A 24,896-nucleotide genomic window follows, 5' to 3' on the forward strand; every position below is an offset into this window, starting at 1 on the left:
ATTTTTTATTAAAGAATAAACCTCATCCGATGCTCCAGCTTCCTGATCAAGAAGGACAGGCTTGCTGTAATGACCAAGTAGCATAATGCCACAGCAAACCAGATTTCAAAAGTCAAAAATGTTTCAGATACGATTTTCTGGGCCTGCATGGTCAAATCAAAAATGGAAATTGTGGACACAAGGGCCGAGTCCTTGATCAAGGATACGCTTTGCCCTGCCAGCATGGGAAGGGTGGTTCTCAACATCTGGGGAATGATCACCTTATAATAAATCACAGGTTTGGTCAGCCCCAGCCCCAGGGCCGCCTCAATCTGGCCTTGGGAAATGCCCATGATGCCCGACCGAATAATCTCCGAGGCATAGGCCCCTTCAAACAGGCTTAGGGCCCAGACCGCTGACCAGAAGGCAGATATGTCCAGCACTGGAGAAATCACAAAATACATCAAAAAAATCTGGATGAGCAATGGGGTGTTCCGGATGGTCTCCACATAGACCCAGGCAAAAATCCGCAGCACCGGAAAAGGCGACAACCTTGCAAAGGCGGACACAGCACCGAGAACCAGAGAGAAAACAAGGCCGATGGATGAAATTTTAAGGGTGATGAACACCCCCTGAATCAAAAGCCCCGGCACAAGCTCACCGCCCTGGCGTGACAAAAAATAAGGCCAGATGCGATACCATTGCCAATTGTAGTCCAGACTCAGGTATCCCCATGCCAGTACAAGGGTCAAAACAAAAACAAACAACACGGACTTGATAAAATTTCGGACCGGAAACATCCTCTTCCTTTACAGGATCTGCGATTAAAATCATGACCATATCATGAACCCGGAAAACCTTAAAGGTAAAAACCCCGCTCTCTTCACAGGGAAAAAAGAGCGGGGTTGGATGCTTCGCGTGTAAAAAAATGCGAAAAACGATGTTTAACTCTGGCGCGCCAGTTTTGCACAATATGGCTTAGCGCTTTCTTTCATACCGCTGGGTGTACCGCCTGTAAAAGCGCTGGCATGGTTGATGGTTGAAAAATCAGGATATGCATTGCCGCCATGCTCTGTTGCGTCCAGACCTTCGAGCTCTTCTTCAACAGAAACCCGCAGTCCCATGGTGGCGTCAATGATTTTAAACAGGATATAGGCCGCGCTAAAGGTCCAGGCAAAACAGGATACAATCCCGATACATTGTACGGACAAAATCTTAAAGCTAGTGCCGCCGATGTTGAAGATACCTGCGGCCAAAGTCCCCCAGGCACCGCAGACCCCATGAACTGAAATAGCACCCACAGGATCATCTATCCTGATTTTGTCAAAGAAAAGAACCGCAAAAACCACCAGGATACCGGCAATGGCACCAATGATCACAGCAGAAAAGGGAGTGACATTGGCACATCCGGCAGTAATCCCCACAAGTCCTGCAAGTGCACCGTTCAAACTCATGCCGACTTCGGGTTTGCCAAACTTCATCCATGAGACGATCATGACCAATACCGCCCCGGCAGCAGCGGCCAGATTGGTGTTGACGAAAATCATGGCAATGTCTTTATTTGCAGCAGTGGTTGAACCGGGGTTGAATCCGAACCAGCCCACCCAGAGAATAAACACCCCCAGGGCCAGGAACCGAAAATCGGGTAAATCAATGCCGTCACACAGGCCGTGTAGATCAGGTAGGCGGTAAATTTAGTCCGCTCTGCCATGGCGCCGGAGACGATGGTGGCTGCGGTGACTGCAAAAACCACCTGGAACATCCAAAAGGCAAGCACCCAGGGATCCCCCCCAAGTTCAAAATCGCTTAGAAAAAATCCAGTGGTGCCGAAAAACCCGGTTTTAGAAGCACCAAACATCAACCCAAACCCAACAACCCAGAAAGAAATGGACCCCATGGAAAAATCCATAAGTTTTTTCATCATGATGTTTACGGCATTTTTCGCTCGTATAAATCCTGCCTCCACCATGGCAAACCCGGCCTGCATGAAAAAAACAAGAACAGCACAGACAAGTGTCCATACATAATCGGCATGGGACTGAACAAGGGTGATGGCCGATTTATTGGTTAAAACCGTTGGGGTTTCGTCTCCGGCCCAGGCCGCTGATAAGCTGCAGATCAAAAGAATAACTGCCATTCCAATATATTTCATTTTTTTCTCCTTTAACATTTCTTAATTTTTACTATAAGGCGTCAATACCGGTTTCATGGGTACGAATACGGATCACCTCTTCCACTGGCAGAATGAAAATTTTCCCATCCCCAATTTTTCCTGTTTTCGCCATTTTATAGCAGAGCAAACAATTACTTGAACAAGGATTTATACAACTTATATTTTCCCCATGAGATATTCATCAGATTTACGCAAACGCGTTATAGATTTTGTCAGTAGTGTCCGGTTAGGTTGTTGCATATAAAAAGCATCTAAAATCATTGAAAAAACAGTCTGTTTTGTGTTGACAAATGTGCGTAAAAATTTTTGTGCGCCTTGAAAATTTAACTCAAGGAGCTCAAATGACGCACATCTCAGTCCCTAAAAAACAACTACGGTCCCTGAACTTTGACAATTTCAGGTGCCCTCTGATAAAGTCACTTTCAAAAGCACCGGAATTACAATCTCGAGGAGACCGCCCTTTAAAAATGACATTCGAAGACCAGATAAATGCTTTGGTTTATTTCCATCTTCAGGAGCACAAGTCTGCCCGACATTTAATTCAGGATCTCAAGGAGAATGTTTTTGCTAAAGAAAATATTGCGCCAGACGGTGGTATCAGCCGTAGTAGTTTCTGTGAAGCCATCAATCACAGGGGACTCGAACAACTGCAATTTATCTTTGAGGATCTTTATAAACAGGCTCTTGAGTGTCATCCGGGTGAACACGCCGAGTTAGGAGAGTTGGTTTCCATTGACGGTAGTCTCATAAATGCAGTCCTTTCAATGCACTGGGCGAACTACAGAAAAGGAAGTAAAAAAGCCAAAGTACATTGCGGATTTGACATTAATCACGGAATCCCAAACAAAATCTTTTTGACTGAAGGCAACGGCGCTGAACGCACCTTTGTTCCCAAAATAGTTTCCAAGGGGCAAACAGGTGTTATGGATCGTGGATATCAATCCCATAAAGAATTTGACCTGCTTCAGGAGCAAGGCAAACATTTTGTCTGCCGTATAAAAACCAGGACAACAAGAACAATTATTGATAACCACGAGACCCCTTCCGACAGCTACATTTTTTATGATGCACTGGTTAAACTTGGTACTCCGAATCAAAACCAGACGAAAAGGCCTGTTCGGGTTGTTGGCTATAAAATTGCTGGCGTCAAATACTATGTGGCAACTGACAGGCATGATTTAACAGCGGAACAAATAGCAACAATTTATAAACTCCGGTGGACCATTGAGGATTTTTTCAAATGGTGGAAAGAACATCTGAAGGTATATCATCTCATTGCCCGCAGTGAATACGGCCTTATGGTTCAGATTCTTGGCGGCCTTATCACTTACCTGTTACTGGCAATCCATTGCCAAAAACAGTTTAATGAAAAGGTCACGATCAAAAGAGTTCGGCAGCTGCGAACCGCCATTCTAAATGACCTGTTTGGCTGCGAGGAGCAGGGCTCTCATAGTTCAAACAGGGACAATATTGTCAAAGATCAAAAAATTATTGAGCAAGCAAAAACCTAACCGGACATCACTGAGATTTTGTAGAAAATGGAGGAAGCAAGACGGAAGCTGCCAGTCAGTTTAATGTATCCCGTGGAAGTGTTCACAACTGGACGTCTGCCGAAGATGGTTTGTCATACAAGAAACCCGGTCCAAAAGGACCACGAAGTTTGGATCTGGAAGCTTTGCGCCTCCATGTGGAGACAAATGATGACATGACACAATCGGAAAGGGCGCAGCATTTCGGAGTATCCCGTGCCTGTATCTGGTATAATATGAAACAACTCGGAATCACTCGAAAAAAAAGATGACGGGATACAGGGAGCGAAGCGACAGAGGAATGTTCAGAATTCTGTGTCACGGTTTCGGTTCCCGGATCTGCCTCAGCGCCAGCGGAAGTAAAAGTCAGGTCCGAGAATGGGCCTTCAATCAGCCACGTCGGAGGAGTTGACTTTTGCTGGAGTGGAGTTCCTGGAACCATCTTTTCCATCTGTAAATAAATCCCTATCAAATTCCCAGCTCTTTATCCAGCCGGCCTTCAAAGAAAATTGCCAACTGGGAAATTGTCAGTGACCAATTTTGAATCGGCATTGTCCATTTTTTACTGGCGTTCTGGATCCCCATGTAAAGCAGCTTTAACAGGCTGTCCTGGTTCGGGAATGATCCCTTTGTTTTGGTCAGTTTTCGAAACTGTCGATGCACAGCCTCAATGGTATTTGTGGTGTATATTATCCGTCGAATCTCTTCTGGATATTTAAAGAAATGACTGAGGCGTTCCCAGTTGTTCCGCCAGGATTTTATCACAATCGGGTATTTGTCATTCCATTTATTTTCCAAGATATCCAGTTCTTCTTCGGCCAGATCCTTATTGACCGCTTTATAAACACGTTTTAGATCTGCCATAAATTTCTTTTTATTTTTGGAACCAACGTATTTCAATGAATTTCGGATCTGGTGGACTACGCAGAGTTGAACTTCTGTGTCCGGGAATATGGTCTCAATGGCCTCGGGAAAACCTTTTAGACCATCAACACAGGCAATCAGGATATCTTTTACCCCTCGGTTTGAAAGGTCTGTTAACACCTGCAGCCAGAAGTTCGCACCCTCATTCTCGGATATGTACAGCCCAAGAACCTCTTTGCGGCCCTCGATATTCACCCCAAGAATTGTGTAAACGGCTTTGCTGCCGACCTTTCCGTTTTCTCGTACTTTATAATGTATGGCATCAAGCCATACGATTGGGTACACATTTTCCAACGGCCTGGCCTGCCATTCTTTAACGGTATGAATAATTTTATCGGTAATAGCGCTAAGGGTGGCATTTGAAATCTCAAGTCCATAGATTTCCTGTAAATGGGAAGCCATATCATTATAACTCATGCCCAGGCCGTAAAGGGCTATTATCTTTCTTTCAATTTCATCGCTGAGCGTTGTCTGATGTTTTTTGACGATCTGTGGAGAGAAGGTTCCGGCCCTGTCACGCGGGGTTTCCAGCTCAAATTTACCATCCAGGGATTTAATGGTCTTTTTGCTTTTTCCATTACGGCGGTTGGCAGAAACTTCCTGCCCGAGATGGGACTCCAACTCTCCTTCAAGAGCAGCTTCAGCAAGATTTTTGATTAATGATGTAAGGACGCCGCCCTTACCTGTGAAGGGTTTACCTTCCTGGATGCCTTTAAGGGCTTTTTGAAAATCAAATTCGGTGTTTTCTTCGGTCATGTCAGTTCTCCTTATTTAGCTGAGTATATCAGCTTTCATTCAACTGACACAGAATTTTGAACGCCCTCTTTCACCATTTATTGATGGCTGTTTCAATGGACCGGATGGTGTATTCCACTTGTTAAAGGGTTATTTGAACTCCCTTCATATTCAGAACTCAGACAAAATACTGTTTGTTGCAGATGGGGCACATTGGATTTGGAATCGAATCCCCGGACTGCTAAAAGCATTGGGTTTGGCTCCTGAGCGTGTGTATGAACTTCTCGATTTCTACCATGCAGTTGAGCATCTGGGTACAGTAGCAGGCTTAAGGAAGACCTGGTCATCCAAGGAACGCAAACGCTGGGTATTGAAGCAGCGAGGTCTTCTGCTGAAGGGAAAGGCGATTGAGGTGGTACAGGCCGTCCAGAAGCTTTGTAGAGGCAGAAACAGTAAGGCTATCAAGACGGAACGGGATTATTTTGTGCGCAATGAACTGAGGCTTAATTTCTCAACTGTAAAAGCGTTGAACTTACCTATTGGCAGCGGTGCTATTGAAAGTTCGATTCGGAGAGTCGTGAATTTACGTCTTAAAGGTCCATGCATCTTTTGGTATCGGGAGAATGCAGAAAAAATGATTATGCTGCGATCATTTTATAAAGCAGGGCGTTGGAACTGCCTGAAGCAGATGGCAAACATGCACAATCCAGTGCCAGCGGTATAACCGGGAAAATGGGAATGCGCCCTCAAATCCAGCAGCCGTCCCGGCAGGACCCGCGCCTATGATAATCACATCATACATGGAAAGGTTGTACCAAATTTTAAAATCATAGCCAAACCATTTTTAAGGCATCATTTCACCGGGTCCCCATGGTCTGGTAAATGGTCAGCACAAGGGTCTTGGCACTGACCGCCTTGATTTGATAGGCCACATCCCCAAGCCGGACCACCTGATCATGGTCCAAATCTTCCGGCAACACCTGGGCATAGGCATGGTCAGGATCCAGCTCTTTTAAAAAAAGATCTATACTGACCCGGCCGTGATTTATCCCTTTATACACCAGGCTGGTATTATGAATTCGTATCCGCTCGCCTTTGACCAGAATGACTTGATCATCAATGGTTCTGGATTTTTCCAGGGTGGCATTTTCTGGCGGGACAGGCAAAGGCCCACGCCATTTTGCATATTTATCCTTAAAGCCATCGGTGGATACATAATAGGTGATGCCAAAGGGTATGGCCAGACAGAGCAGGATAAAAAAAATGGCCAGCCATCCTTTTTTATTGGGCATTGCCATTTCAATTCCCCCTTTTTTAAGATCAATCTTAAACCCAAGGACAAGGGTTGAAATACAGATATATGATCATAGGCCCAGGATATAATCTTGTCAAACCCTAAGCGAATCGTCCAGATAGATCCAGCCATCCATATACTTTACGGCCCGGCCCCGGATAATCACCCGGCCCGTAAAAGCACCGGTTCCCAGCTCGCAGTCCAGGTATCCGGACCGGGCTGAAACCTGTTTGGCAGTCAAACAGGTTTTGCCGAGGCGCTCTGCCCAATATGGGGTTAGGGTGGTATGGGCAGAGCCTGTTACCGGATCTTCAGCCACGCCCACGCCGATTCCAAACCATCTGGAAATAAAATCAGTCTTGTCTCCGGGCGCGGTTACAATAATCCCCCGAAGGTCAAGGTCTGCAAATTTTTCATGATTGGGGACAAGGGATCTGACCTGAGCTTCGGTTTCCAGAACCACCAGATAATCTTCGGCCCGGAGAACCTCTTTAATTTCAACGTCCAGGCCCTCCACGAGTGCATCTGGCAGGTCGCAGGGAATGGGGGGCTGGCAGGGAAAATCCATGACAAAGGCATCGGCATTACAGGTCACGGTCAACGGACCTGACCGGGTGTGAAAAACAAAGGGACCGGGAAGACAAAACTCTCTTGCCAGAACAAATGCGGTGGCCAGGGTGGCATGGCCGCAGAGATCCACCTCAACTTCAGGGGTAAACCAGCGCAGATCATAGGTATTGTGAGAATTTTCAACATAAAAGGCGGTTTCAGACAAATTGTTTTCCATGGCAATGGACTGAAGAACAGAATCTGGCAGCCATTTGTCCAGGGGACAGACAGCAGCCGGGTTCCCCCTGAACCGGGTCTGGGTAAAGGCATCTATCTGAAACATCCTAAGCTTCATCTGACCTGCCTTTTTTTTTGTTTTCGTCTATCAGGGCCAGGGTCATGGTTCCCACCATCTCGCCAATCCGTTTCATATGAGAGATACGCTCTTTTTCACTGCGGCCCGGATAATTTCTAAAGGCAATAAGGATGCCTGAAAGACAGGCAAAGAGGGTATGGGCCAAGATGCGAGACCGCTCTTTGCTGCCCAGGGCCTTGAACACCTTTTCAAATACGTCCATAAGCCGTCTTCCGATTTCATTGAGCTGCTCCACCGCCCCCATGTCTTTGTTGCCGTGGAGGGCAAAATGGGTGATCATCCGCCATTGGGCAATATGGGCAATATAATACTCAAGAAAATAATCAATGCTGGCACCCAGAGGATCGTCAGGCCGATGGTCTATCTGATCTTGAAGATCGCTTATAAATTCGCAGGCATCCATGTAGGCAATCCTGGCATAGAGTTCTTCCTGGGAATTGAAATAGGTATAAATGGAAGACTTTGCAATGCCTGCGGTTCTGGCAATTTCGGCCATACTTGCCTTGTCATAGGTTGTCTGGCCGAAAACCTCCCGGGCCGCGTCAACAATGATCTGCTGCCTCATCTTCCGTTCCTGAATCTTAAGACGGCTTAATGTATCTTTTTTCTCCATGGGGTCCTTTGAGGGTAGGGTTGTCATTTCAAGTATTTACACTACCACAATCAGGACAAAATCACAAGTGATGGTTGACACGCCGACCGTCGTTCGGTATAGAAACCAGTAGACAGTAATTCGTTTAGCGTTTGATTACATTGTAAAAGGAGATAAAATGCAGACCCAGCGCCCATGGCTTGAGCATTACGCCGATGTTCCCCATTCAATAGACTATCCCAAGATCACCATGTATGAATCTGTCATAAACTCTGTCAACCGGGTCCCGGATAAAATTGCCTGGGATTTCATGGGCACCCAATGCACATACCAAAAATTTTCCGACCATATTGACAAATGCGCAGATGCCCTAGCCGGACTGGGTCTAAAAAAAGGGGACACCATCACCATTTCCATGCCCACCTCCCCCCAGGGCATTATCTGTTTTTATGCTGCCAACAAAATAGGGGCTGTGGCCTCCATGATCCACCCCTTGTCCACGGAGACAGAAATCCGATTTTACCTGAACCTCTCCAATTCAACCATGGCCCTGACCCTGGATGCCTTTTACCATAAATTTAGGGCCGCCATGGATCAAACGGCCTGCAAACGACTCATCCTCGCCAAAATAGGAGACTTTTTATCCCCGGTAAAACAATTTGGATTCTGGCTGACCAAGGGGCGTAAAATACCAAAGGTGCCTGAAGACAAAACCACCTTTTTCTGGGCAGATATCATGGCCGCATCCTGGCAATCCCAGCCCAAGGCAGATATGGACTCTGACGATACTGCTGTTATCCTCTATTCAGGCGGAACCACGGGCAAGCCCAAGGGAATCTTGCTGTCCAATATGAACTTTATTAGTGAGGGCATGATGGTGGCAGCCTGGGGCCAGCTGGACGAAAGCGACTCCATTTTGGCCATCCTGCCCATATTTCATGGATTCGGCCTGGGGGTATGTATCAATGCCGCCTTTATGGGCGGAGGCAAAAGCATCCTTGTCCCCCAGTTCACCCCGGAAACCGTGGCCGGCCTCATCAAGGACAAAAAAACCTCCTTTATCATCGGTGTGCCCACCCTTTATGCGGCATTGTGCAAAAATAAAAAATTTAAAAATGCCGGACTGTCCTGTCTTAAGGCCGCATTTTGCGGGGCCGACACCCTGCCTGAAACCGTAAAAAATGAGTTTGAAGCCATTGTCAAGGCCAGGGGCGGTAATGTCAGGCTTCTGGAAGGATACGGACTGACAGACGCGGTCACTGCGGTCATGGCCATGCCCATGGACAGTTACCGTCAAAAAAGTATTGGGGTGCCATTTCCGGATATGAACGCCAAAATTGTAAGGCCGGGAACCATAGAGACCGCAGACCTGGAAGAAGACGGGGAAATCTGTTTGTCAGGCCCTGCTGTGATGAAAGGATATCTTGACCAGGAAAAGAAGACAAATAAAACCTTAAGAATCCACAAGGATTCAAAAACCTGGCTGCACACCGGAGATATCGCCCATCAGGACAAACAGGGATTTTTCTATTTTAAGCTGCGGCAAAAAAGGATGATCAAATCTTCAGGTATGAACGTCTATTCGGCCCAGGTGGAAGACCTGCTTTACCAGCACCCCAAGGTTAAAGAGGCCTGTGTCATCGGGGTGCCGGACCCGGACCAGGTTGAACGGGTAAAAGCGTTTGTGGTAAAGGCCGATAAAGTTGAACAGGCAGATGCTAGCCTTGAAAAAGAACTTATTGACCATTGCCGGCAACAACTTATAAAGTGGAGCTGTCCCAGAACCATTGAATTCAGACCAGAGCTACCCACCACCCTGGTAGGCAAGGTGGCCTATAAAGTACTTGAAGATCAGGAAAAAGAACAAATCACCGAAAACGGCAGATCTACAGGAGATCATTCATGATAGAGGAACTCACCCCGTTTTACACAACAATAAAAGATCCTGAACAAACAGCCCAGTCCATTAAAACAAAGGGCAAAAAAATCCTGGGCTATCTGTGCTCCTATGCACCGGAAGAATTAATTTTTGCAGCCGGCTGCCACCCCATGCGGCTGTTTTCCCGAAAAACGGAGATCAGCCTGGCGGAAAATCATCTCCAGGCCTATTGCTGCTCCCTGGTCAGGGGAATTCTGGAGCAAGGCCTTTCAGGCGATCTTAACTACCTGGACGGAACCGTATTCCCCCATACCTGTGATTCCATCCAGCGGTTGTCAGACATCTGGCGGCTGAACATGGACCAGGCTTTTTTCGCCGATGTGATCATGCCGGCCAAACTGACCACCGCCTCGGCCAGAGATTATATGAAAACCGTTCTCAACAAATTTAAAACCGATCTTGAATCCTATATCGGCCACCCCATAACCGAAGATGATCTGGCCGAATCCATTGCCCTGTTCAACAGAATCCGGACCCGCCTTGACCAAATTTACACCCTGAAAGCAGAACATCCGGCCGTCATTTCAGGCAAAGACCTGTTCTGTGTCATCAAAGCGGCCATGATCATGGACAGAAACCTTCTGGATACCTGCCTTAAAGATCTTTTATCGGCATTAAAAAATTTGCCACAAAAGCCTGGTGATCCAACGCGGTTAATCCTTTCAGGCTCTGTCTGTGACATGCCCGACCTTTACACCCTTGTGGAGGATGCAGGCGGTGCTGTGGTGGGAGATGATCTTTGCTCGGGCCAGCGGTGGTTTCAAGGTCTTATCCCCCAGGATCTCCCGCCCATGGACGGGCTGACCGCCCGGTATACGGACCGGGTGGTCTGCCCTGCAAAGCACAGCGGCAATTTTGCCAGGGCCAAGGCCCTGATTGATCTGGTCAAGGCAAAAAAGGCCCAGGGCGTTGTGTTTACCCTGCTCAAGTTCTGTGACCCCCATGCCTTTGACTTTCCCTATCTCAAAGAATGCCTGGACAAGGAAGGCATCCCTTCCCTTCACCTGGAAATGGATGATCAGCAGACCAACTCAGGCCAGATGACCACCCGTGTGGAAACCTTTATTCAGATGATCTAATTGAACCAAAGATTAAATCGGTATGAGGAGCCCTTATGAACGACAAAGCAACACCCAAAGATCCTGAAAAAGAAAAACGGAAAATTAAATCCGCCAAAAAAATGCGGGATATCATGACCACCTATTATATGGACGCATTGACCGCCCGGGAAAACAACAAGACCGTGGCCTGGATCACCTCGGGAGGCCCGGTTGAACCGTTGATTGCCATGGACATTATTCCGGTTTACCCTGAAAACCACGGGGCCATGATCGGGGCCTCTAAAATGGGGGAAGATCTTTGTATCAAAGCCGAAGACATGGGTTATTCCAGTGACCTATGCTCCTATGCCAGGGCCGATATTTCCTGCGCTGTGGTCAATGGCGGCCCTCTGGGCGGGCTTCCCAAACCAGACATGCTCATCTGCTGCAACAATATCTGCGGCACTGTACTCAAATGGTATGAAATCCAGGCCAGACACTTTAATGTCCCCTTGTTCATCCTGGACACCCCGGTCTGTCACTCAGGATACACAAAAGAGATTGCAGCCTATGTCCAGAATCAGATAAAAGAATATGTGATTTTTTTAGAAACCGCCACCGGTAAACCGTTTGACTATGACAGAATCAAAACGGTGGGCGCCCTTGCCCTGGAAGGCCAGAAGCTTTGGCAAAAGGTGCTGAAGACCACCGCCCAAAGGCCCTCCCCCATGTCTGCCTTTGATGCCTTCTTCTTTCTGGCCCTGATTGTGACCCTCAGGGGAACCCAGACGGCTGTGGATTTTTATACCCAACTGCTCAAAGAAATGGAAGAACGGGTGGAACAGGGCATTTCCATTGTGCCAGAAGAACAGCACCGGCTGCTTTGGGACAATCTGCCGGTATGGTATAATCTAAAATGGCTCTCCCAAAAATTTTCAGACCACAATGCCTGTCCGGTGGCTGACACTTACACCTCGGCCTGGTGTTCGGCCATCCAGTACATAGATGCAAATGATTTTCTAGGATCCATGGCCGAGGCCTACACCCGGATATATCTCAATATCGGGGTGGACCAGATGGCAGACCAGGTTCTTGGGATGATCCAATTTTACGGGGTGGACGGATTTGTCATGCATTCCAACCGCTCCTGCAAACCCTATTCCTTCGGACAGATGGATATCATGAATATTGTCCGGGAAAAAACAGGAATCCCCGTACTCATGCTGGAAGCGGATATGGTGGATCCCAGAAATTTTTCCCTTTCCCAGGCAGATACCCGGATTGATGCATTCATGGAAATCATAAAACAAAAAAGGTGAAACCCAATGCAATTTGATCTTAAAAACAAAACAGCCCTGGTCACCGGCGGCAGCAGGGGGCTGGGTCTTGAAATTGCCCGAGCGCTTTTGGAACAAGGGGCAACGGTATTTATCTGCAGCAGAAAACAGGCCAACCTGGACCAGGCAGCAGAGGCACTGGGTCATCCTGAACAATTTTTCACCATCCAGGCCCACATCGGCAAACCCCAGGAGGTGGACCAGATGTTTGAGACAATTGACACCCAGGCCGGCTGCCTGGATATTTTGATCAACAATGTGGGCATGAACCTGATCACCCCGGGAGTGGCAAATCTGGATCCAGGCCTTTGGCAGAAAATCATGGAAACCAACCTGACCGGCACCTTTCTGGTCAGCCGCAGGGCCGCAGCCATGATGCGGACCAAAAACTCAGGCAAAATCGTATCCATCTCCTCCATTGCAGGCAGAAAAGCCACCCCGGGCATGGGCATATACGGTATTGCCAAGGCAGGCATCGAAATGCTGACCAAAGTATTGGCCGCAGAACTTGCCATGTTCAATATCCAGGTCAATGCCCTGGCCCCGGCCATGGTCAAAACAAAATTTTCAGAACCGTTCTGGTCAAACGAGGAACTGCTGGCCCATGTGACTTCAACCATCCCCATGGGCAGGATTGCAGACCCCAAAGACCTGGTGAATCCGGTACTCTTTCTGGCCTCAGAGGGCACTTGCTTTATCACCGGGCAAACCCTGGTGGCAGACGGGGGGGCAACCATCATATGATATTTGCAGGCATTGATATCGGGTCCATCACAGCCAAGGCGGCCCTGTTAAAGCAAAATTCAGAAAATAAATCCCTCACTCTCATGGGCACCTGTGTGATTCCCACAGGCTATAACCCGGTCATTGCCGGAGAAAAGGTCTTTTCCGGCCTGCTCAAAAAGACCCAAACCAGCCAGGCAGATGTCAGATCAATCGTATCCACGGGGTATGGCAGGCATTCTGTTGATTTTGCCAACAAGGCCATGACGGAAATCATCTGCCATGGGGCCGGGGTCTATTTTTCCCATCCAAAGGCCAGAGGAATTATTGATGTGGGGGGACAGGACTCCAAAGCCATTGCCCTGAGCACCTCAGGCCAGGTGGAAAACTTTGCCATGAATGACAAATGCGCTGCCGGTACAGGCCGTTTTTTAGAGGTGATGGCCAATGCCCTGGAACTCAAACTTGACGAACTCGGCCCTTTAGGGCTGACATCACAAACCCCTGCAAAAATTTCTTCCATCTGCACGGTATTTGCCGAATCAGAGGTTATTTCCATGATTGCGGCAAGGGAAAAAAGGAAAAATATCATTGCAGGCATCCATGATGCCGCAGCCGCAAGAGTTGCAGGCTTGGCCAACAAAATAAAAATCCAGGCCCCTGTGATCATGACCGGGGGGGTGGCCAAAAATATCGGGCTTGTCAAAGCGCTTGAAAACCGCTTGGGCCTTGATATTATCGTGGCAGCACATGCCCAGGAAAACGGGGCCATTGGTGCAGCGGTACTTGCCGCCGAAAAAAATAAAAATTAAATAAATGGCTCAAAAATTGACAAAAACCCTTTCTTGTGTCTTGAATTCATTATCATCGTACAGATGATCGCCCATAGGAGAACAATTTAAGATATTGGGGATAAAAATGAAAGACAGGTTAACCCTTCCACCGGAATCAGACATTAAAAAGGTATTAAGGCTTGATCAAAAAAAGCTGCCCAGCTTTCCACAGGTCGCAACCAAGCTGCTCGAAGCCTCTAAAGATGAGACAATTTCCTTAGAATCGGTTTCAAAAATCCTTGAAACCGATCCGGGCATTTCTGCCAGGGTTCTGGAAATTGTCAACTCGGCCATGTACGGCCTTGCCAGGAAAATCACCACCCTTTCCGAAGCTGTGGTGCTCTTGGGCCTGGATGAAATTAAAAAACTGGCCCTGGGGATGACCATCTTTGAAAACATGTTCAAAAAAGACCAGGCCGGCCGGTTTGACCGTCTTTTGTTCTGGCGCCACAGCCTTGCCGTTGCCGTTCTGAGTATGGAAATTGCCAATGAAATCGGGTATGATGATCCGGAAGAAGCCTACATTGCAGGGCTTCTCCATGATGTGGGCAAAATTTTTCTCGATATCCAGGGCAAAGAAAATTACGGGCAGTTCATTCAGGATCTCTCAGTTACCACCGACCTTGTGATTGAAAAAGAGAGAAGCACCATCGGCCTTGGCCACGATGATGTGGGCGCCTACTTCTGCCTTGAGTGGAAACTTCCTGAAAAATTAATCCTGGCCGTAAAATACCACCACCAGCCCTTTGATCACCTGGATCTGTCCCAGGATGAAAAAGCATTGATCTCCATTGTGGCCATGGCCAATTTTCTCTGCTGGACCCAGGGCATCGGATCCTTTGATTTCATCCGCCCCCCCATCCTTGCCCCGGAAATTGAACAGATTATTGACCCGGACCAGGTGGACATCATCAAATGCATCCTTGAAATGAACAAAGAAGTGGAAAAGATTTCAGCCTTTTACCAGTTTGCATTCCCCTCTGTAAGCCAGCTTCAGGAAAACCTGCTCTGGGCCAACCTGAAACTTTCCAAGGCAAACACAAGGTACTATTACCAGGAAGACCCCCTGGCTGCCATCCAGGAAAGCCCGTCCACAGGGTCATCGCATGTAACTTTTATTAAGATTCGTCCTTACCCGGCTGGAATAGGTGAGGGGGATTCCGTTAAATCTTAAGCGGTCGTCCTGACCGCTTAAGAAGCGGAAATGATCGGACCTATGCCGTCCTGGCGGGCCGCTCATTTACGCCACTCCACCCCCTTCACCCTATCCCAGCCTGGCTCTCCTGGCTTGTTATAGTATATGAGCATCGAACAAAATTTTCCTAGACATCGCTGCACAGATACGATATATATGGCAATAAACACAAGGAGTTGCCAATGAACGAAAAAAAATCTCTTGAAACTTTTTTTGACAATATTCAGGACCCCAGACACCACAATAAGCTTCATAATTTAATTGATGTCGTCATCATCGCAATTTGTGCGGTAGTTGCTGGCGCAGACACTTATGAGCAAATTGAAAACTTTGGCAAAAAGAGAAAAAGGTGGTTGTCAAAATTTCTAAGCCTTCCCCATGGGATACCCTCCCATGACACCTTTGGCAGAATTTTTGAAAGGATGAACCCGAATGAATTTCAGAGCAGTTTTATGCACTGGGTTCAGTCGGTTGCAAAGATGACCAAAGGTCAAGTCATTGCAATCGACGGCAAAACTCTAAGGCGTTCACACGATACCTCCAATGATAAGAAAGCCATTCATATGATCAGTGCGTGGGCTTCGTCTAATAAAATGGTTTTAGGGCAATTAAAAACCGAAGAAAAATCAAATGAAATTACGGCCATTCCAAATCTTTTAAAACTTTTAGATATCTCGGGCTGCATTATAACCATTGATGCCATGGGCACTCAAAAGAAAATCGCTGAAACCATAATAAACAAAGGGTGTGACTATGTCCTTGCCCTGAAAGAAAATCATAAAACCTTGCATGATGAAGCGGTACTTTTTTCAATAAAATGGAAGAAATGAAAAATCAGGGGTACCAGTTTAATGAACAGACCAGTGTTGACGGAGGGCACGGTCGAGTCGAAACGCGCAGGGCTGTGATAACCTCTGATATTGATTGGTTTGAAGATAAAAAAAGTTGAAGGTTGGGAATGTTCAGAATTCTGTGTCACGGTTTCGGTTCCCGGATCTGCCTCAGCGCCAGCGGAAGTAAAAGTCAGGTCCGAGAATGGGCCTTCAATCAGCCACGTCGGAGGAGTTGACTTTTGCTGGAGTGAAGTTCCTGGAACCATCTTTTCCATCTGTAAATAAATCCCTATCAAATTCCCAGCTCTTTATCCAGCCGGCCTTCAAAGAAAATTGCCAACTGGGAAATTGTCAGTGACCAATTTTGAATCGGCATTGTCCATTTTTTACTGGCGTTCTGGATCCCCATGTAAAGCAGCTTTAACAGGCTGTCCTGGTTCGGGAATGATCCCTTTGTTTTGGTCAGTTTTCGAAACTGTCGATGCACAGCCTCAATGGTATTTGTGGTGTATATTATCCGTCGAATCTCTTCTGGATATTTAAAGAAATGACTGAGGCGTTCCCAGTTGTTCCGCCAGGATTTTATCACAATCGGGTATTTGTCATTCCATTTATTTTCCAAGATATCCAGTTCTTCTTCGGCCAGATCCTTATTGACCGCTTTATAAACACGTTTTAGATCTGCCATAAATTCCTTTTTATTTTTGGAACCAACGTATTTCAATGAATTTCGGATCTGGTGGACTACGCAGAGTTGAACTTCTGTGTCCGGGAATATGGTCTCAATGGCCTCGGGAAAACCTTTTAGACCATCAACACAGGCAATCAGGATATCTTTTACCCCTCGGTTTGAAAGGTCTGTTAACACCTGCAGCCAGAAGTTCGCACCCTCATTCTCGGATATGTACAGCCCAAGAATCTCTTTGCGGCCCTCGATATTCACCCCAAGAATTGTGTAAACGGCTTTGCTGCCGACCTTTCCGTTTTCTCGTACTTTATAATGTATGGCATCAAGCCATACGATTGGGTACACATTTTCCAACGGCCTGGCCTGCCATTCTTTGACGGTATGGATGATTTTATCGGTAATGGTGCTCAGAGTGGCATTTGAAATCTCAAGTCCATAGATTTCCTGTAAATGGGAAGCCATATCATTATAACTCATGCCCAGGCCGTAAAGGGCTATTATCTTTCTTTCAATTTCATCGCTGAGCGTTGTCTGATGTTTTTTGACGATCTGTGGAGAGAAGGTTCCGGCCCTGTCACGCGGGGTTTTTAGCTCAAATTTACCATCCAGGGATTTAATGGTCTTTTTGCTTTTTCCATTACGGCGGTTGGCAGAAACTTCCTGTCCGAGATGGGACTCCAACTCTCCTTCAAGAGCAGCTTCAGCAAGATTTTTGATTAATGATGTAAGGACGCCGCCCTTACCTGTGAAGGGTTTACCTTCCTGGATGCCTTTAAGGGCTTTTTGAAAATCAAATTCGGTGTTTTCTTCGGTCATGTCAGTTCTCCTTATTTAGCTGAGTATATCAGCTTTCATTCAACTGACACAGAATTTTGAACGCCCTTGAAAGGTTTGAAAAGTATTGGAATGATTGAATCCACCCGGGAAATGGACGGCCAGATCAGTCATGAAAAGCGATATTATATATCGAGCCTGGATAGCGACCCCAATATTTTTGGTAATGCTGTCAGGAGGCATTGGGGAATTGAAAATTCAGTGCATTGGGTATTGGATATTGCGTTCCGTGAAGACGAAAGCAGAGTCAGAAAGGGGAACTCTCCTGAGAATTTTGCAGCGATTCGGCACATTGCATTAAATTTATTACGGAACAATAAGACATTTAAAGGGAGTGTAAAAACCAAAAGGTTGAATGCTGCTATGGATATCAAATATCTGGAGGAAGTTATGTTTGGATGATACTTGAACCAATCAAAACTATAGGCACTTTACAATATTTACATGCGTGAGCCCTGCACACCATTGGTTGACCTGAGCCCCATGCTTTGATATAGTCGCCTCCTGGTAGAAAATTGGTACTAACGGTGGTACTAAGAAACAATAACAAGGATGACATCCGGCATGGATCAAGGGTTTTGGGGCATAGGGTCCTTTACTTTGCGATCTTTTTGCCATATAGCATGTCCTTTACATCTTCATGTCATATCAAGTTTTAGCATTAAAATACCGCCCCCAGACATTTGAACAGGTTGTGGGACAAAATCATGTCACCACCACTCTGACAAATGCCATTACAACGGACCGTGTGGCCCATGCCATTTTGCTCACAGGTCCCCGGGGAACCGGTAAAACCACGATTGCCCGAATCCTTGCCAAGGCCATGGCCTGCAGCCAGGGCCCCACGCCGACCCCCTGCAACAATTGTAAAATCTGTACCGATATTATTCAGGGCCATTGTTCAGATGTGTTTGAAATTGACGGGGCATCCAACAATAGTGTGGAACAGATCAGGGATCTTCGGGAAAACGTGACCTATATGCCGGCCGCAGCCCGGTTCAAAATTTATATCATTGATGAAGTTCACATGCTTTCGGTAGCAGCCTTTAACGCCCTGCTCAAAACCCTTGAAGAGCCCCCGGACCATGTGCTTTTTATCTTTGCCACAACTGAAGTTCACAAAATCCCGGCCACCATCCTGTCACGGTGCCAGCGTCACGATCTTGCCCGGATTTCCTTGCCCGAAATCTCGGACCATCTGGCATTTTTATGCCAAGAAGAAGGATTTTCCCTGGACAGGGAAAGCCTGGATCTGATTTCCCTTGAGGCGGACGGATCCATCAGGGACGGCTTAAGTCTTCTTGACCGGATTCTCTCTTCAAGCCCGGAAAAAATCGTTGACCACAAGACTGTGGTGGACAATTTAGGGGTAATGGACCGGCAGCTCATGCGGGATATTGCTTGCGGGGTATTTAAAAAAGACGGGGCCGCCCTGATCCGTCTGGTGGATCAGGTCAATGACTCAGGCCTGGATCTGAAAAAATTCTACGCAGACATGATTACCCACTTTAGAAACCTGAATATCATCAAGATCTGTGGCGGGGACAGCCCAAGCCTGAATTTGATCGAATCGGAAAAGCAAGAACTCTTTCAGACAGTTGCAGACCTTCCCCAGACCTATCTTGGCATGCTGCTCCAGCTGCTGCTGGACCAGGAAACCCTTGTCCGGTTTTCCTCCCATACCCAGACAGCCGTTGAAATGGTCCTGCTCAAACTCATCCAGATCAATCCGGGTGCCCAGCTGGATGAAATCATCTCCAAACTTGATATCCTGGCTCGCCAGATCGATACCCAGCTTGCAGCCCCTTGTTCAGCCAAAACCAGGCCCGAACAACCCGGCACAACCCGGCACAACCCGCCCTTGCCTTCCCAACCCGCCATGGTTGACCCGCCGCCTGCACAGCAAAGAGGAGAAAACCAGGTCTCTACGGCAGAACCGGCCCGGGAGACCAGAGCCTATCCCGCGGACCAGGCAACAATGGAATCTCAAGTCCGGGAATCTCAAGTCCGGGCCGCCCGTGCTTCGGGGCAGACCAGCTGGGAAGAGTTCTTAACGATTCTCCAGACAAAACTGCCCTTTATTTTTGCCCTGTTCTCCAAAGGAAAAATAAACAAAACCCAAGAGGATAAAATCATAGTTGAACTGGATCATTGTTCCGGGTTTGAAATATCAAGGCTCAAGGGCAAAGACCGGCAGTTAAAGGAACTTAGCACCCAGCACCTGGGCAAATCCATTGAGGTTAAAATTAAAACCAAGGCCAGCGCCATGGATACCTCCCAAGATCAAAAAGCTGAAACCAAGGCCAGACAGACTGCCTCCCGCCACCCCATGGTCCAGCAGGCCAGGCAGTTGTTTGATGGCGAAATATTATAAACCATACAGGAGAAATACATTATGAAAAATATGAACACCATGATGAAACAGGCCCAGAAACTCCAAAAAAAAATGCTCAAAACCCAGGAAGAACTGGCCAAAAAGACAGTGGAAGCCTCGGCAGGTGGCGGCATGGTCAAAGTTGTGGCCAACGGCGGCCAAAAGGTTGAATCCATTGTATTGGAAAAAGAAGTGGTGGATCCCGAAGACCTGGAAATGCTTCAGGACCTGATCATTGCCGCAGTAAACGATGCCCTGAACAAAGCCCAGGAAATGGTTTCTTCTGAAATGGGAAAACTGACCGGCGGTCTGAACATCCCGGGCCTTTAGTCCGGTGACCGCTGTCAGCTCAGGATATCCATTGTGAACCATTACCCGGAAGCCATTCTTAAACTGATCCGTTCCCTGTCCACCTTGCCCGGTATCGGTAAAAAAACCGCAGAACGCCTGGCGCTTCACATCCTTCATGCGCCCGACCATGAAGCCGCTGCCCTGGCAGGGGATATTGTCGAGCTTAAAAGCAGTGTGCGGCTGTGCACCTCCTGTTTTGCCTTAACCGATACGGATCAATGCCGGATATGCAAAGATCCCGCCCGTGACACCTCCCTGATCTGTGTGGTTGAAAACCCAACAGACATGGCAGCCATTGAAAAATCCGGGTCATTTTCAGGGGTCTACCATATCCTGGGCGGGGTTCTTTCTCCCATTGAGGGCATCGGGCCGGATGATATCCGCCTGGCAGAACTCTTTAACCGGACCCAGCCCCCGGCCCAGCTAAATGAAATCATTCTGGCCACCAAGACCAATGTGGAAGGAGAGGCCACAGCCGCCTATATCCAGGACAGATTGGAAAAATCAGGCATCAAAATCACCCGGATTGCATCCGGGGTCCCCATGGGCGGGGATCTTCAATATGTGGACCCGCTGACCATGCAAAAGGCAATTGAAAAAAGATATGGAATCTAAACAACTCACGGCTCACGATATATTTGAATGCCAGCTTTGCGGCCGATGCTGCAAAGGCTTCGGAGGCACCTATGTCACGCCCCAAGACATTTTAAACATTGTAGCTTATATCAAGGCGGATCCTTCAACCTTTGTCGACACCTATTGTGATATGTCAGGGTCCAGACCCGTCCTTACCCTGGCTGAAAACGGATTCTGCATCTTTTTTGATCCTGAAAAACAATGCACCGTTCACCCGGTAAAACCTTATATGTGCAAAGCCTGGCCCTATATCAAAACCATTATTGATTATCCTGAAAACTGGGATATCATGGCCAACTCCTGCCCGGGCATGAAAAAAAAGATTGCCCATAAAGAGCTTAGTCGAATTGTTGCAGCGGAAAAAGAAAAACTGGACAAGGCCTGTAACATCAAGCCCTAGTTGGACTGCATGTCGGCAAACTGACGGGCAATGGAATCGCGTTCATAGACAATTTCCACCCGGCGGTTCCGGGCCCTGCCCCGGGCCGTGTCATTGGTGGCCACAGGATGATATTGGGCATAGCCCTCTGCTGAAATATAAAAGGGCGGCACCCCGTTTTGGACCAGGAGACGGACCACGGTAGAGGCCCGGGCACTGGACAATTCCCAGTTGGACGGGTAGAGGGCCGATGAGATCGGTTCAGCGTCGGTATGCCCCTTGATCTTGACGTGATAGGCCAGCTTTGCCAGGACAGAAGCCACCTTTTCAAGGATGTCCAGCCCCTTGGGCGCAAGCTTGGTACCGCCTTCGGCAAAGAGCAATAGATCCGACGTGGTAATGACCACCCCTTCGTCGGTCTTGGTCACACTGACCTCGCCGCCCAGCTTGTTGAACAGCACCAGTTCCCTGACTTCGGAAACAATATCCTCCATCTCCTTTTCAATCATGGCGCCCAGCTCATCAATCTGCTGGTTTTCAGAGGGTTCTTCCGAAGGCACCGGATGCATGGTCAACCCTTCCCTTGTGCCGGATTCAGGAACCGCCTGGGCCCCCAGGGCGCTTCTCAAAGACTGGACCAACTCTTTGTAGGTCTCCTGCTGGGTGGTGCTCATGGCAAACAAAAGAACAAAAAAGCACATTAAAAGGGTCACCAGGTCGGCAAAGGTCGCCATCCAGGCAGGGGCACCCTGCACTACGGTTATCCCCTCTTCTGACGGAGATGCCTGTCTTATCTCCTCAATTTTTTCTTCACCGCTCTCTTCAGGCATGCTTGGGATCTCTTTTCAAATTTATTTTTTTTCTTCTTTTGAATCTGAGAGATAGACCTTTAGTTTATCTTCCATGAGCTTGGGGTGCTCCCCTTCCCGGATGGATAAAATACCTTCCAGAATAATGTTCATATTGGTAATCTCCTCTTCGTTTCGTCCTGACAGCTTGTCGCTCATGGGGATGAAAAAGAGGTTGGCCATCACTGCCCCGTAAAAGGTGGTGATCATGGCCACGGCCATCTTGGGGCCGATGGAAGAGGGATCATCCAAATTGGCCAGCATCTGGACCAGGCCGATCAAGGTGCCGATCATCCCGAATGCCGGGGCATAAGCCCCCATGGAGGTAAAAATATCCGCTCCGGTGTCCAATCCCTTTTTGGTCAGCTGCATCTGTTTTTGCATGATCTAGGAAATATCCCCTGTTTTCACTCCGTCCACGGTCATCTGCAATGCCTGGGCAAGGTAGGCATCCTGAGTATTCTGAATATCGCCTTCAATGGAAAGCAGCCCCCCCTTTCTGGCCTTGTTGGATATTTCTACCAGGTTGGCGATAATATCTTCAGGTTTTTCAATCTTGAACATAAAAACCTTGATGGCCACCTTGAACATGCCTAAAACCTGTCCAAGGGGATAGCCGATCATGACCGCAGCAACGGTTCCGCCCACAACAATCAGAACAGAGGGGATATTGACAAACATCATGATAGAGCCGCCCAGCAAGATGGTGCCCATTACGAATCCCAATCCGGAAACAACACCGATAACCGAAGAAATATCCATTTTCTAAACCTTTATGTAAACAGTGTCATCCACAGGATATTCCCTGTGATATTGTATAATCTTATCAATTGAGTCTTGGGTCAGCAGGGTATTGGATTTAAACAATTTGGTCCCTGTGGTCGTAAACAGGGCCGTACCCAGAACCATTCCCGGTTCAAGCTGTTCAATGCCCACCCCTCTGACCTGGAATGCATCCGTGCCCATATGGGCCACCGCATATTTTTCCAGCCATCCGACAATCACCGGATCCAGGCGGACGCCGGATAGATCTTCCAGGGCAGCTAAAAGGGCCTCCTGCCCCTGGATATCCTTTCTGTCTTTAAGCTGTTCAAGCTCATCTGCACCGGCCAGAATTCTGGAAGCCATGGAAATATCCCGACGCTTGAGCCCGTCCGGATACCCGGTACCGTCGGAATTCTCATTCAGAGAACCAATGATTCGCGCCGGGCTTTCAAACCCGGGGCATTGACTTAATAATTGAGCACCTTTTACAGGGAATTGCATCATAAGTGTTTTATCATAGGCTGCTGACTGCCTGGGTATTTGCTCCTTTGTTTTCCCATCATCGCGGATGTCCGTATCCGGGGGGTCAGACATGAAAAGAAGCCCGACCTCATGAAGCATAGCAGCTTTTCCAAGATCCTCCAACTTTTTTTCGTCAAACCCCATTTCTTTGGCAATAAATCGGGCCACTGCGGCCACCCGCTGGCCATGGCCCCGGTTTTTTTCGACCCGCCGGGTGACCAGGGTCTGCAATAATCGTCCAAACCCGTCCACATTCTGCTTTAAGGCTGTTTTCAACTGAGCAGCACCTGATTTAAGCCGCCCCCGTTCCAAGGTCATCTGCTGAATCTGTTTTAAGGCGGTATTCAAATGATTTTGCCAAAGCGTCCTTCTTTGAAACAAGCTGCTGTTCCATTTGATATTTCTCACGATAGACCCGGATTTTAAGCTTTATTTCCTGTCCGGAGATCGGCCAGTCAAGAATCTGGTCAAACCCGGATGCCATGAGGTCCAATCGGACCTGTTTGCCTGAGTCCTCAGGAACAATCGCAAACAAAGGAGGAAAAGATCGGCATTGATCCGGGTCAAGGCCTTTTTTCCATTCAAGTCCAATTTCTGGATCCAACCCAGGTCCGGATTCCGTTGAAAAAGGATCCAAGAGAATCAGATCCGGCGGTTGGATCAGACCGGCAAAATCGGCCGGGCCCTGTCCTGAACTCACCGAGAACTGCTTGTCCCCGGACAGAAGATCTTTGCCCCGGGGGCCGATATAAAACACAAAAACAGGTCTTTTATCCATGGGCAAGCTCACCTTTATTCAGAATAGTCACGGGTCCACCATCCATCCCAGGGGGTTTTTAAAATCTCTTGGGCTATTTTTCTGCCCGTGTCTGTTTTCAACCGCTCGAGCACCAGGGGAAGCCATCGTTCAGAAGAACTGGCCCCATTGTCTTTGAGTTTTTTAAGTTCTAAAATAAAAGAGAGCTGATCGGCATCATTGGCCAGTTTGGCCTCCTTTGTCTCTTTTTGATTAAACTCGTCAATGAGTTCACAAATATCGCCTCCAAAGGCCAGCCCGGCAGTCATATCCCTGACTGCACGGGATTCGTCCACAGTGTTGTATCTTTTATGAACATAATTCTGATCATTTGTCCTGGCCTCGGGGATATCGTGAACCAAGGCCATGGCCACAAGTTTTTCCCGGTCTATGCCCGGCTCCAGTCTGGCCATTGCAAAACAAATAAAGGCTGTGGTAAAGCTGTGTTCGGCAACACTTTCTCGCCCAGCGCCGAGGAAGGCATAACCGGTACGGTCCAGGTCTTTGAGCATCCGAACCTCAAAAAGCAGATCTGCAATCTGTGTCATTTTCTATCCATATTTAGTAATTTGCGTAACAATTCTTGACTTTTTATAGAACAGGGGCTTAAATAAAGTCAAGATTTCAAAGGGATCAACGCATCAGGGGGACG

At 47.7% G+C, this 24,896-nt stretch carries 22 protein-coding genes and 5 pseudogenes; 15 read left to right on the forward strand and 12 right to left on the reverse strand.

The genetic code is table 11. The annotated features are described in order from the left end of the window. Positions 1 to 8 precede the first annotated feature (8 nt). The 3 genes and pseudogenes from HUN05_16325 to HUN05_16335 all read right to left on the reverse strand — a co-directional run bounded on the left by HUN05_16325 (position 9) and on the right by HUN05_16335 (position 2,261). Positions 9 to 779, reverse strand: a complete 771-nt coding sequence (locus HUN05_16325) for an amino acid ABC transporter permease (GenBank protein WDP86496.1) — start codon at positions 777 to 779, stop codon at positions 9 to 11. A gap of 144 nt (positions 780 to 923) precedes the next feature. Further along, positions 924 to 2,131 (reverse strand): annotated as a pseudogene (locus HUN05_16330) (ammonium transporter). A gap of 31 nt (positions 2,132 to 2,162) precedes the next feature. Continuing rightward, positions 2,163 to 2,261, reverse strand: a pseudogene (locus HUN05_16335) (P-II family nitrogen regulator). A gap of 232 nt (positions 2,262 to 2,493) precedes the next feature. Here HUN05_16335 and HUN05_16340 point away from each other — a divergent pair. Next, the gene (locus tag HUN05_16340; GenBank protein ID WDP88105.1) at positions 2,494 to 3,663 is read left to right on the forward strand and encodes an IS4 family transposase; all 1,170 of its coding nucleotides are present in this window, start codon (positions 2,494 to 2,496) and stop codon (positions 3,661 to 3,663) included. Between the two features lie 17 nt (positions 3,664 to 3,680). After that, positions 3,681 to 3,953 (forward strand): annotated as a pseudogene (locus HUN05_16345) (IS630 family transposase). A 196-nt stretch (positions 3,954 to 4,149) separates the two neighbouring features. Here the strand turns inward: HUN05_16345 and HUN05_16350 are convergent. Beyond that, positions 4,150 to 5,361 (reverse strand): IS256 family transposase, encoded by a 1,212-nt coding sequence (locus tag HUN05_16350; GenBank protein WDP86497.1) that lies wholly within the window; start codon positions 5,359 to 5,361, stop codon positions 4,150 to 4,152. Between the two features lie 133 nt (positions 5,362 to 5,494). On the opposite strand from HUN05_16350, the gene HUN05_16355 reads away from it, so the two are divergent. Beyond that, positions 5,495 to 6,064: a hypothetical protein gene (locus HUN05_16355; GenBank protein ID WDP86498.1), complete on the forward strand. Its 570-nt coding sequence runs from the start codon at positions 5,495 to 5,497 to the stop codon at positions 6,062 to 6,064. A 133-nt stretch (positions 6,065 to 6,197) separates the two neighbouring features. Here HUN05_16355 and HUN05_16360 read toward each other — a convergent pair whose 3' ends face one another. From HUN05_16360 to HUN05_16370, 3 genes are all read right to left on the reverse strand, one after another. Continuing rightward, a complete protein-coding gene (locus tag HUN05_16360) occupies positions 6,198 to 6,638 on the reverse strand; it encodes a hypothetical protein (GenBank protein WDP86499.1) in 441 nt (146 codons plus the stop codon). Positions 6,639 to 6,728: 90 nt separating this feature from the next. After that, a complete protein-coding gene (locus tag HUN05_16365) occupies positions 6,729 to 7,538 on the reverse strand; it encodes a PhzF family phenazine biosynthesis protein (protein WDP86500.1) in 810 nt (269 codons plus the stop codon). After that, positions 7,528 to 8,172, reverse strand: coding sequence for a TetR/AcrR family transcriptional regulator (locus HUN05_16370; protein ID WDP86501.1), 645 nt, complete (start codon positions 8,170 to 8,172; stop codon positions 7,528 to 7,530). Before HUN05_16370 ends, HUN05_16365 begins: the two co-directional genes overlap by 11 nt. A gap of 157 nt (positions 8,173 to 8,329) precedes the next feature. Between HUN05_16370 and HUN05_16375 the strand changes: the two genes are divergently transcribed. From HUN05_16375 to HUN05_16405, 7 genes are all read left to right on the forward strand, one after another. Further along, on the forward strand, positions 8,330 to 10,057 hold the full coding sequence (locus HUN05_16375; protein WDP86502.1) for an AMP-binding protein: 1,728 nt from the start codon (positions 8,330 to 8,332) through the stop codon (positions 10,055 to 10,057). After that, a complete protein-coding gene (locus HUN05_16380) occupies positions 10,054 to 11,169 on the forward strand; it encodes a 2-hydroxyacyl-CoA dehydratase (protein WDP86503.1) in 1,116 nt (371 codons plus the stop codon). Before HUN05_16375 ends, HUN05_16380 begins: the two co-directional genes overlap by 4 nt. Positions 11,170 to 11,204: 35 nt before the next feature. Continuing rightward, on the forward strand, positions 11,205 to 12,449 hold the full coding sequence (locus HUN05_16385; protein ID WDP86504.1) for a 2-hydroxyacyl-CoA dehydratase: 1,245 nt from the start codon (positions 11,205 to 11,207) through the stop codon (positions 12,447 to 12,449). A gap of 6 nt (positions 12,450 to 12,455) precedes the next feature. After that, entirely contained in the window at positions 12,456 to 13,211 is a 756-nt protein-coding gene (locus tag HUN05_16390; GenBank protein ID WDP86505.1) for an SDR family oxidoreductase, read from the forward strand. Further along, a complete protein-coding gene (locus tag HUN05_16395; GenBank protein ID WDP86506.1) occupies positions 13,208 to 14,002 on the forward strand; it encodes a 2-hydroxyglutaryl-CoA dehydratase in 795 nt (264 codons plus the stop codon). The genes HUN05_16390 and HUN05_16395 overlap by 4 nt, the downstream gene beginning before the upstream one ends. A 106-nt stretch (positions 14,003 to 14,108) precedes the next feature. After that, positions 14,109 to 15,197, forward strand: coding sequence for an HDOD domain-containing protein (locus HUN05_16400; GenBank protein ID WDP86507.1), 1,089 nt, complete (start codon positions 14,109 to 14,111; stop codon positions 15,195 to 15,197). Between the two features lie 203 nt (positions 15,198 to 15,400). Further along, positions 15,401 to 16,048: an ISAs1 family transposase gene (locus HUN05_16405; protein WDP86508.1), complete on the forward strand. Its 648-nt coding sequence runs from the start codon at positions 15,401 to 15,403 to the stop codon at positions 16,046 to 16,048. Positions 16,049 to 16,343: 295 nt separating this feature from the next. Here the strand turns inward: HUN05_16405 and HUN05_16410 are convergent, their stop codons facing one another. Continuing rightward, the gene (locus tag HUN05_16410; protein ID WDP86509.1) at positions 16,344 to 17,555 is read right to left on the reverse strand and encodes an IS256 family transposase; all 1,212 of its coding nucleotides are present in this window, start codon (positions 17,553 to 17,555) and stop codon (positions 16,344 to 16,346) included. A gap of 75 nt (positions 17,556 to 17,630) precedes the next feature. On the opposite strand from HUN05_16410, the gene HUN05_16415 reads away from it, so the two are divergent. The 5 genes from HUN05_16415 (at position 17,631) to HUN05_16435 (ending at position 21,334) form a co-directional block, all read left to right on the forward strand. Beyond that, positions 17,631 to 17,975, forward strand: coding sequence for an ISAs1 family transposase (locus HUN05_16415; protein ID WDP86510.1), 345 nt, complete (start codon positions 17,631 to 17,633; stop codon positions 17,973 to 17,975). 238 nt (positions 17,976 to 18,213) lie between these two features. After that, complete coding sequence (gene dnaX, locus HUN05_16420; protein WDP86511.1) at positions 18,214 to 19,947, forward strand: DNA polymerase III subunit gamma/tau; 1,734 nt, start codon at positions 18,214 to 18,216, stop codon at positions 19,945 to 19,947. Positions 19,948 to 19,968: 21 nt separating this feature from the next. Next, positions 19,969 to 20,277: a YbaB/EbfC family nucleoid-associated protein gene (locus HUN05_16425; GenBank protein ID WDP86512.1), complete on the forward strand. Its 309-nt coding sequence runs from the start codon at positions 19,969 to 19,971 to the stop codon at positions 20,275 to 20,277. A 33-nt stretch (positions 20,278 to 20,310) separates the two neighbouring features. Next, the gene (recR, locus tag HUN05_16430; GenBank protein WDP86513.1) at positions 20,311 to 20,913 is read left to right on the forward strand and encodes a recombination protein RecR; all 603 of its coding nucleotides are present in this window, start codon (positions 20,311 to 20,313) and stop codon (positions 20,911 to 20,913) included. Beyond that, complete coding sequence (locus HUN05_16435; protein ID WDP86514.1) at positions 20,903 to 21,334, forward strand: YkgJ family cysteine cluster protein; 432 nt, start codon at positions 20,903 to 20,905, stop codon at positions 21,332 to 21,334. The genes recR and HUN05_16435 overlap by 11 nt, the downstream gene beginning before the upstream one ends. Here HUN05_16435 and HUN05_16440 read toward each other — a convergent pair. From HUN05_16440 to HUN05_16455, 4 genes and pseudogenes are all read right to left on the reverse strand, one after another. Beyond that, complete coding sequence (locus tag HUN05_16440) at positions 21,331 to 22,143, reverse strand: flagellar motor protein MotB (GenBank protein WDP86515.1); 813 nt, start codon at positions 22,141 to 22,143, stop codon at positions 21,331 to 21,333. The two genes, HUN05_16435 and HUN05_16440, sit on opposite strands and share 4 nt — an antisense overlap. A gap of 21 nt (positions 22,144 to 22,164) precedes the next feature. After that, a pseudogene (locus tag HUN05_16445) lies at positions 22,165 to 22,923 on the reverse strand (MotA/TolQ/ExbB proton channel family protein). 3 nt (positions 22,924 to 22,926) lie between these two features. After that, positions 22,927 to 24,226, reverse strand: a pseudogene (locus HUN05_16450) (HD domain-containing protein). A gap of 14 nt (positions 24,227 to 24,240) precedes the next feature. Next, complete coding sequence (locus HUN05_16455) at positions 24,241 to 24,792, reverse strand: HD domain-containing protein (protein WDP86516.1); 552 nt, start codon at positions 24,790 to 24,792, stop codon at positions 24,241 to 24,243. Positions 24,793 to 24,896: the final 104 nt, after the last annotated feature.

Origin of the sequence: Desulfobacter sp., from assembly GCA_028768545.1 — a bacterium.
In the GTDB taxonomy this organism is placed as follows: Bacteria; Desulfobacterota; Desulfobacteria; order Desulfobacterales; family Desulfobacteraceae; genus Desulfobacter.

What these genes read in the sequence shown, in the direction of transcription:
- HUN05_16435 (WDP86514.1), top strand. Translation starts at nt 20,903, where the DNA reads ATGGAATCTAAACAACTCACGGCTCACGATATATTTGAATGCCAGCTT.
- HUN05_16425 (WDP86512.1), top strand. Translation starts at nt 19,969, where the DNA reads ATGAAAAATATGAACACCATGATGAAACAGGCCCAGAAACTCCAAAAA.
- HUN05_16365 (WDP86500.1), bottom strand. Translation starts at nt 7,538, where the DNA reads ATGAAGCTTAGGATGTTTCAGATAGATGCCTTTACCCAGACCCGGTTC.
- HUN05_16410 (WDP86509.1), bottom strand. Translation starts at nt 17,555, where the DNA reads ATGACCGAAGAAAACACCGAATTTGATTTTCAAAAAGCCCTTAAAGGC.
- dnaX (WDP86511.1), top strand. Translation starts at nt 18,214, where the DNA reads ATGTCATATCAAGTTTTAGCATTAAAATACCGCCCCCAGACATTTGAA.
- HUN05_16380 (WDP86503.1), top strand. Translation starts at nt 10,054, where the DNA reads ATGATAGAGGAACTCACCCCGTTTTACACAACAATAAAAGATCCTGAA.
- HUN05_16395 (WDP86506.1), top strand. Translation starts at nt 13,208, where the DNA reads ATGATATTTGCAGGCATTGATATCGGGTCCATCACAGCCAAGGCGGCC.
- HUN05_16325 (WDP86496.1), bottom strand. Translation starts at nt 779, where the DNA reads ATGTTTCCGGTCCGAAATTTTATCAAGTCCGTGTTGTTTGTTTTTGTT.
- HUN05_16440 (WDP86515.1), bottom strand. Translation starts at nt 22,143, where the DNA reads ATGCCTGAAGAGAGCGGTGAAGAAAAAATTGAGGAGATAAGACAGGCA.
- HUN05_16400 (WDP86507.1), top strand. Translation starts at nt 14,109, where the DNA reads ATGAAAGACAGGTTAACCCTTCCACCGGAATCAGACATTAAAAAGGTA.
- HUN05_16405 (WDP86508.1), top strand. Translation starts at nt 15,401, where the DNA reads ATGAACGAAAAAAAATCTCTTGAAACTTTTTTTGACAATATTCAGGAC.
- HUN05_16375 (WDP86502.1), top strand. Translation starts at nt 8,330, where the DNA reads ATGCAGACCCAGCGCCCATGGCTTGAGCATTACGCCGATGTTCCCCAT.
- HUN05_16455 (WDP86516.1), bottom strand. Translation starts at nt 24,792, where the DNA reads ATGACACAGATTGCAGATCTGCTTTTTGAGGTTCGGATGCTCAAAGAC.
- HUN05_16370 (WDP86501.1), bottom strand. Translation starts at nt 8,172, where the DNA reads ATGGAGAAAAAAGATACATTAAGCCGTCTTAAGATTCAGGAACGGAAG.
- HUN05_16385 (WDP86504.1), top strand. Translation starts at nt 11,205, where the DNA reads ATGAACGACAAAGCAACACCCAAAGATCCTGAAAAAGAAAAACGGAAA.
- HUN05_16390 (WDP86505.1), top strand. Translation starts at nt 12,456, where the DNA reads ATGCAATTTGATCTTAAAAACAAAACAGCCCTGGTCACCGGCGGCAGC.
- HUN05_16360 (WDP86499.1), bottom strand. Translation starts at nt 6,638, where the DNA reads ATGGCAATGCCCAATAAAAAAGGATGGCTGGCCATTTTTTTTATCCTG.
- HUN05_16340 (WDP88105.1), top strand. Translation starts at nt 2,494, where the DNA reads ATGACGCACATCTCAGTCCCTAAAAAACAACTACGGTCCCTGAACTTT.
- HUN05_16350 (WDP86497.1), bottom strand. Translation starts at nt 5,361, where the DNA reads ATGACCGAAGAAAACACCGAATTTGATTTTCAAAAAGCCCTTAAAGGC.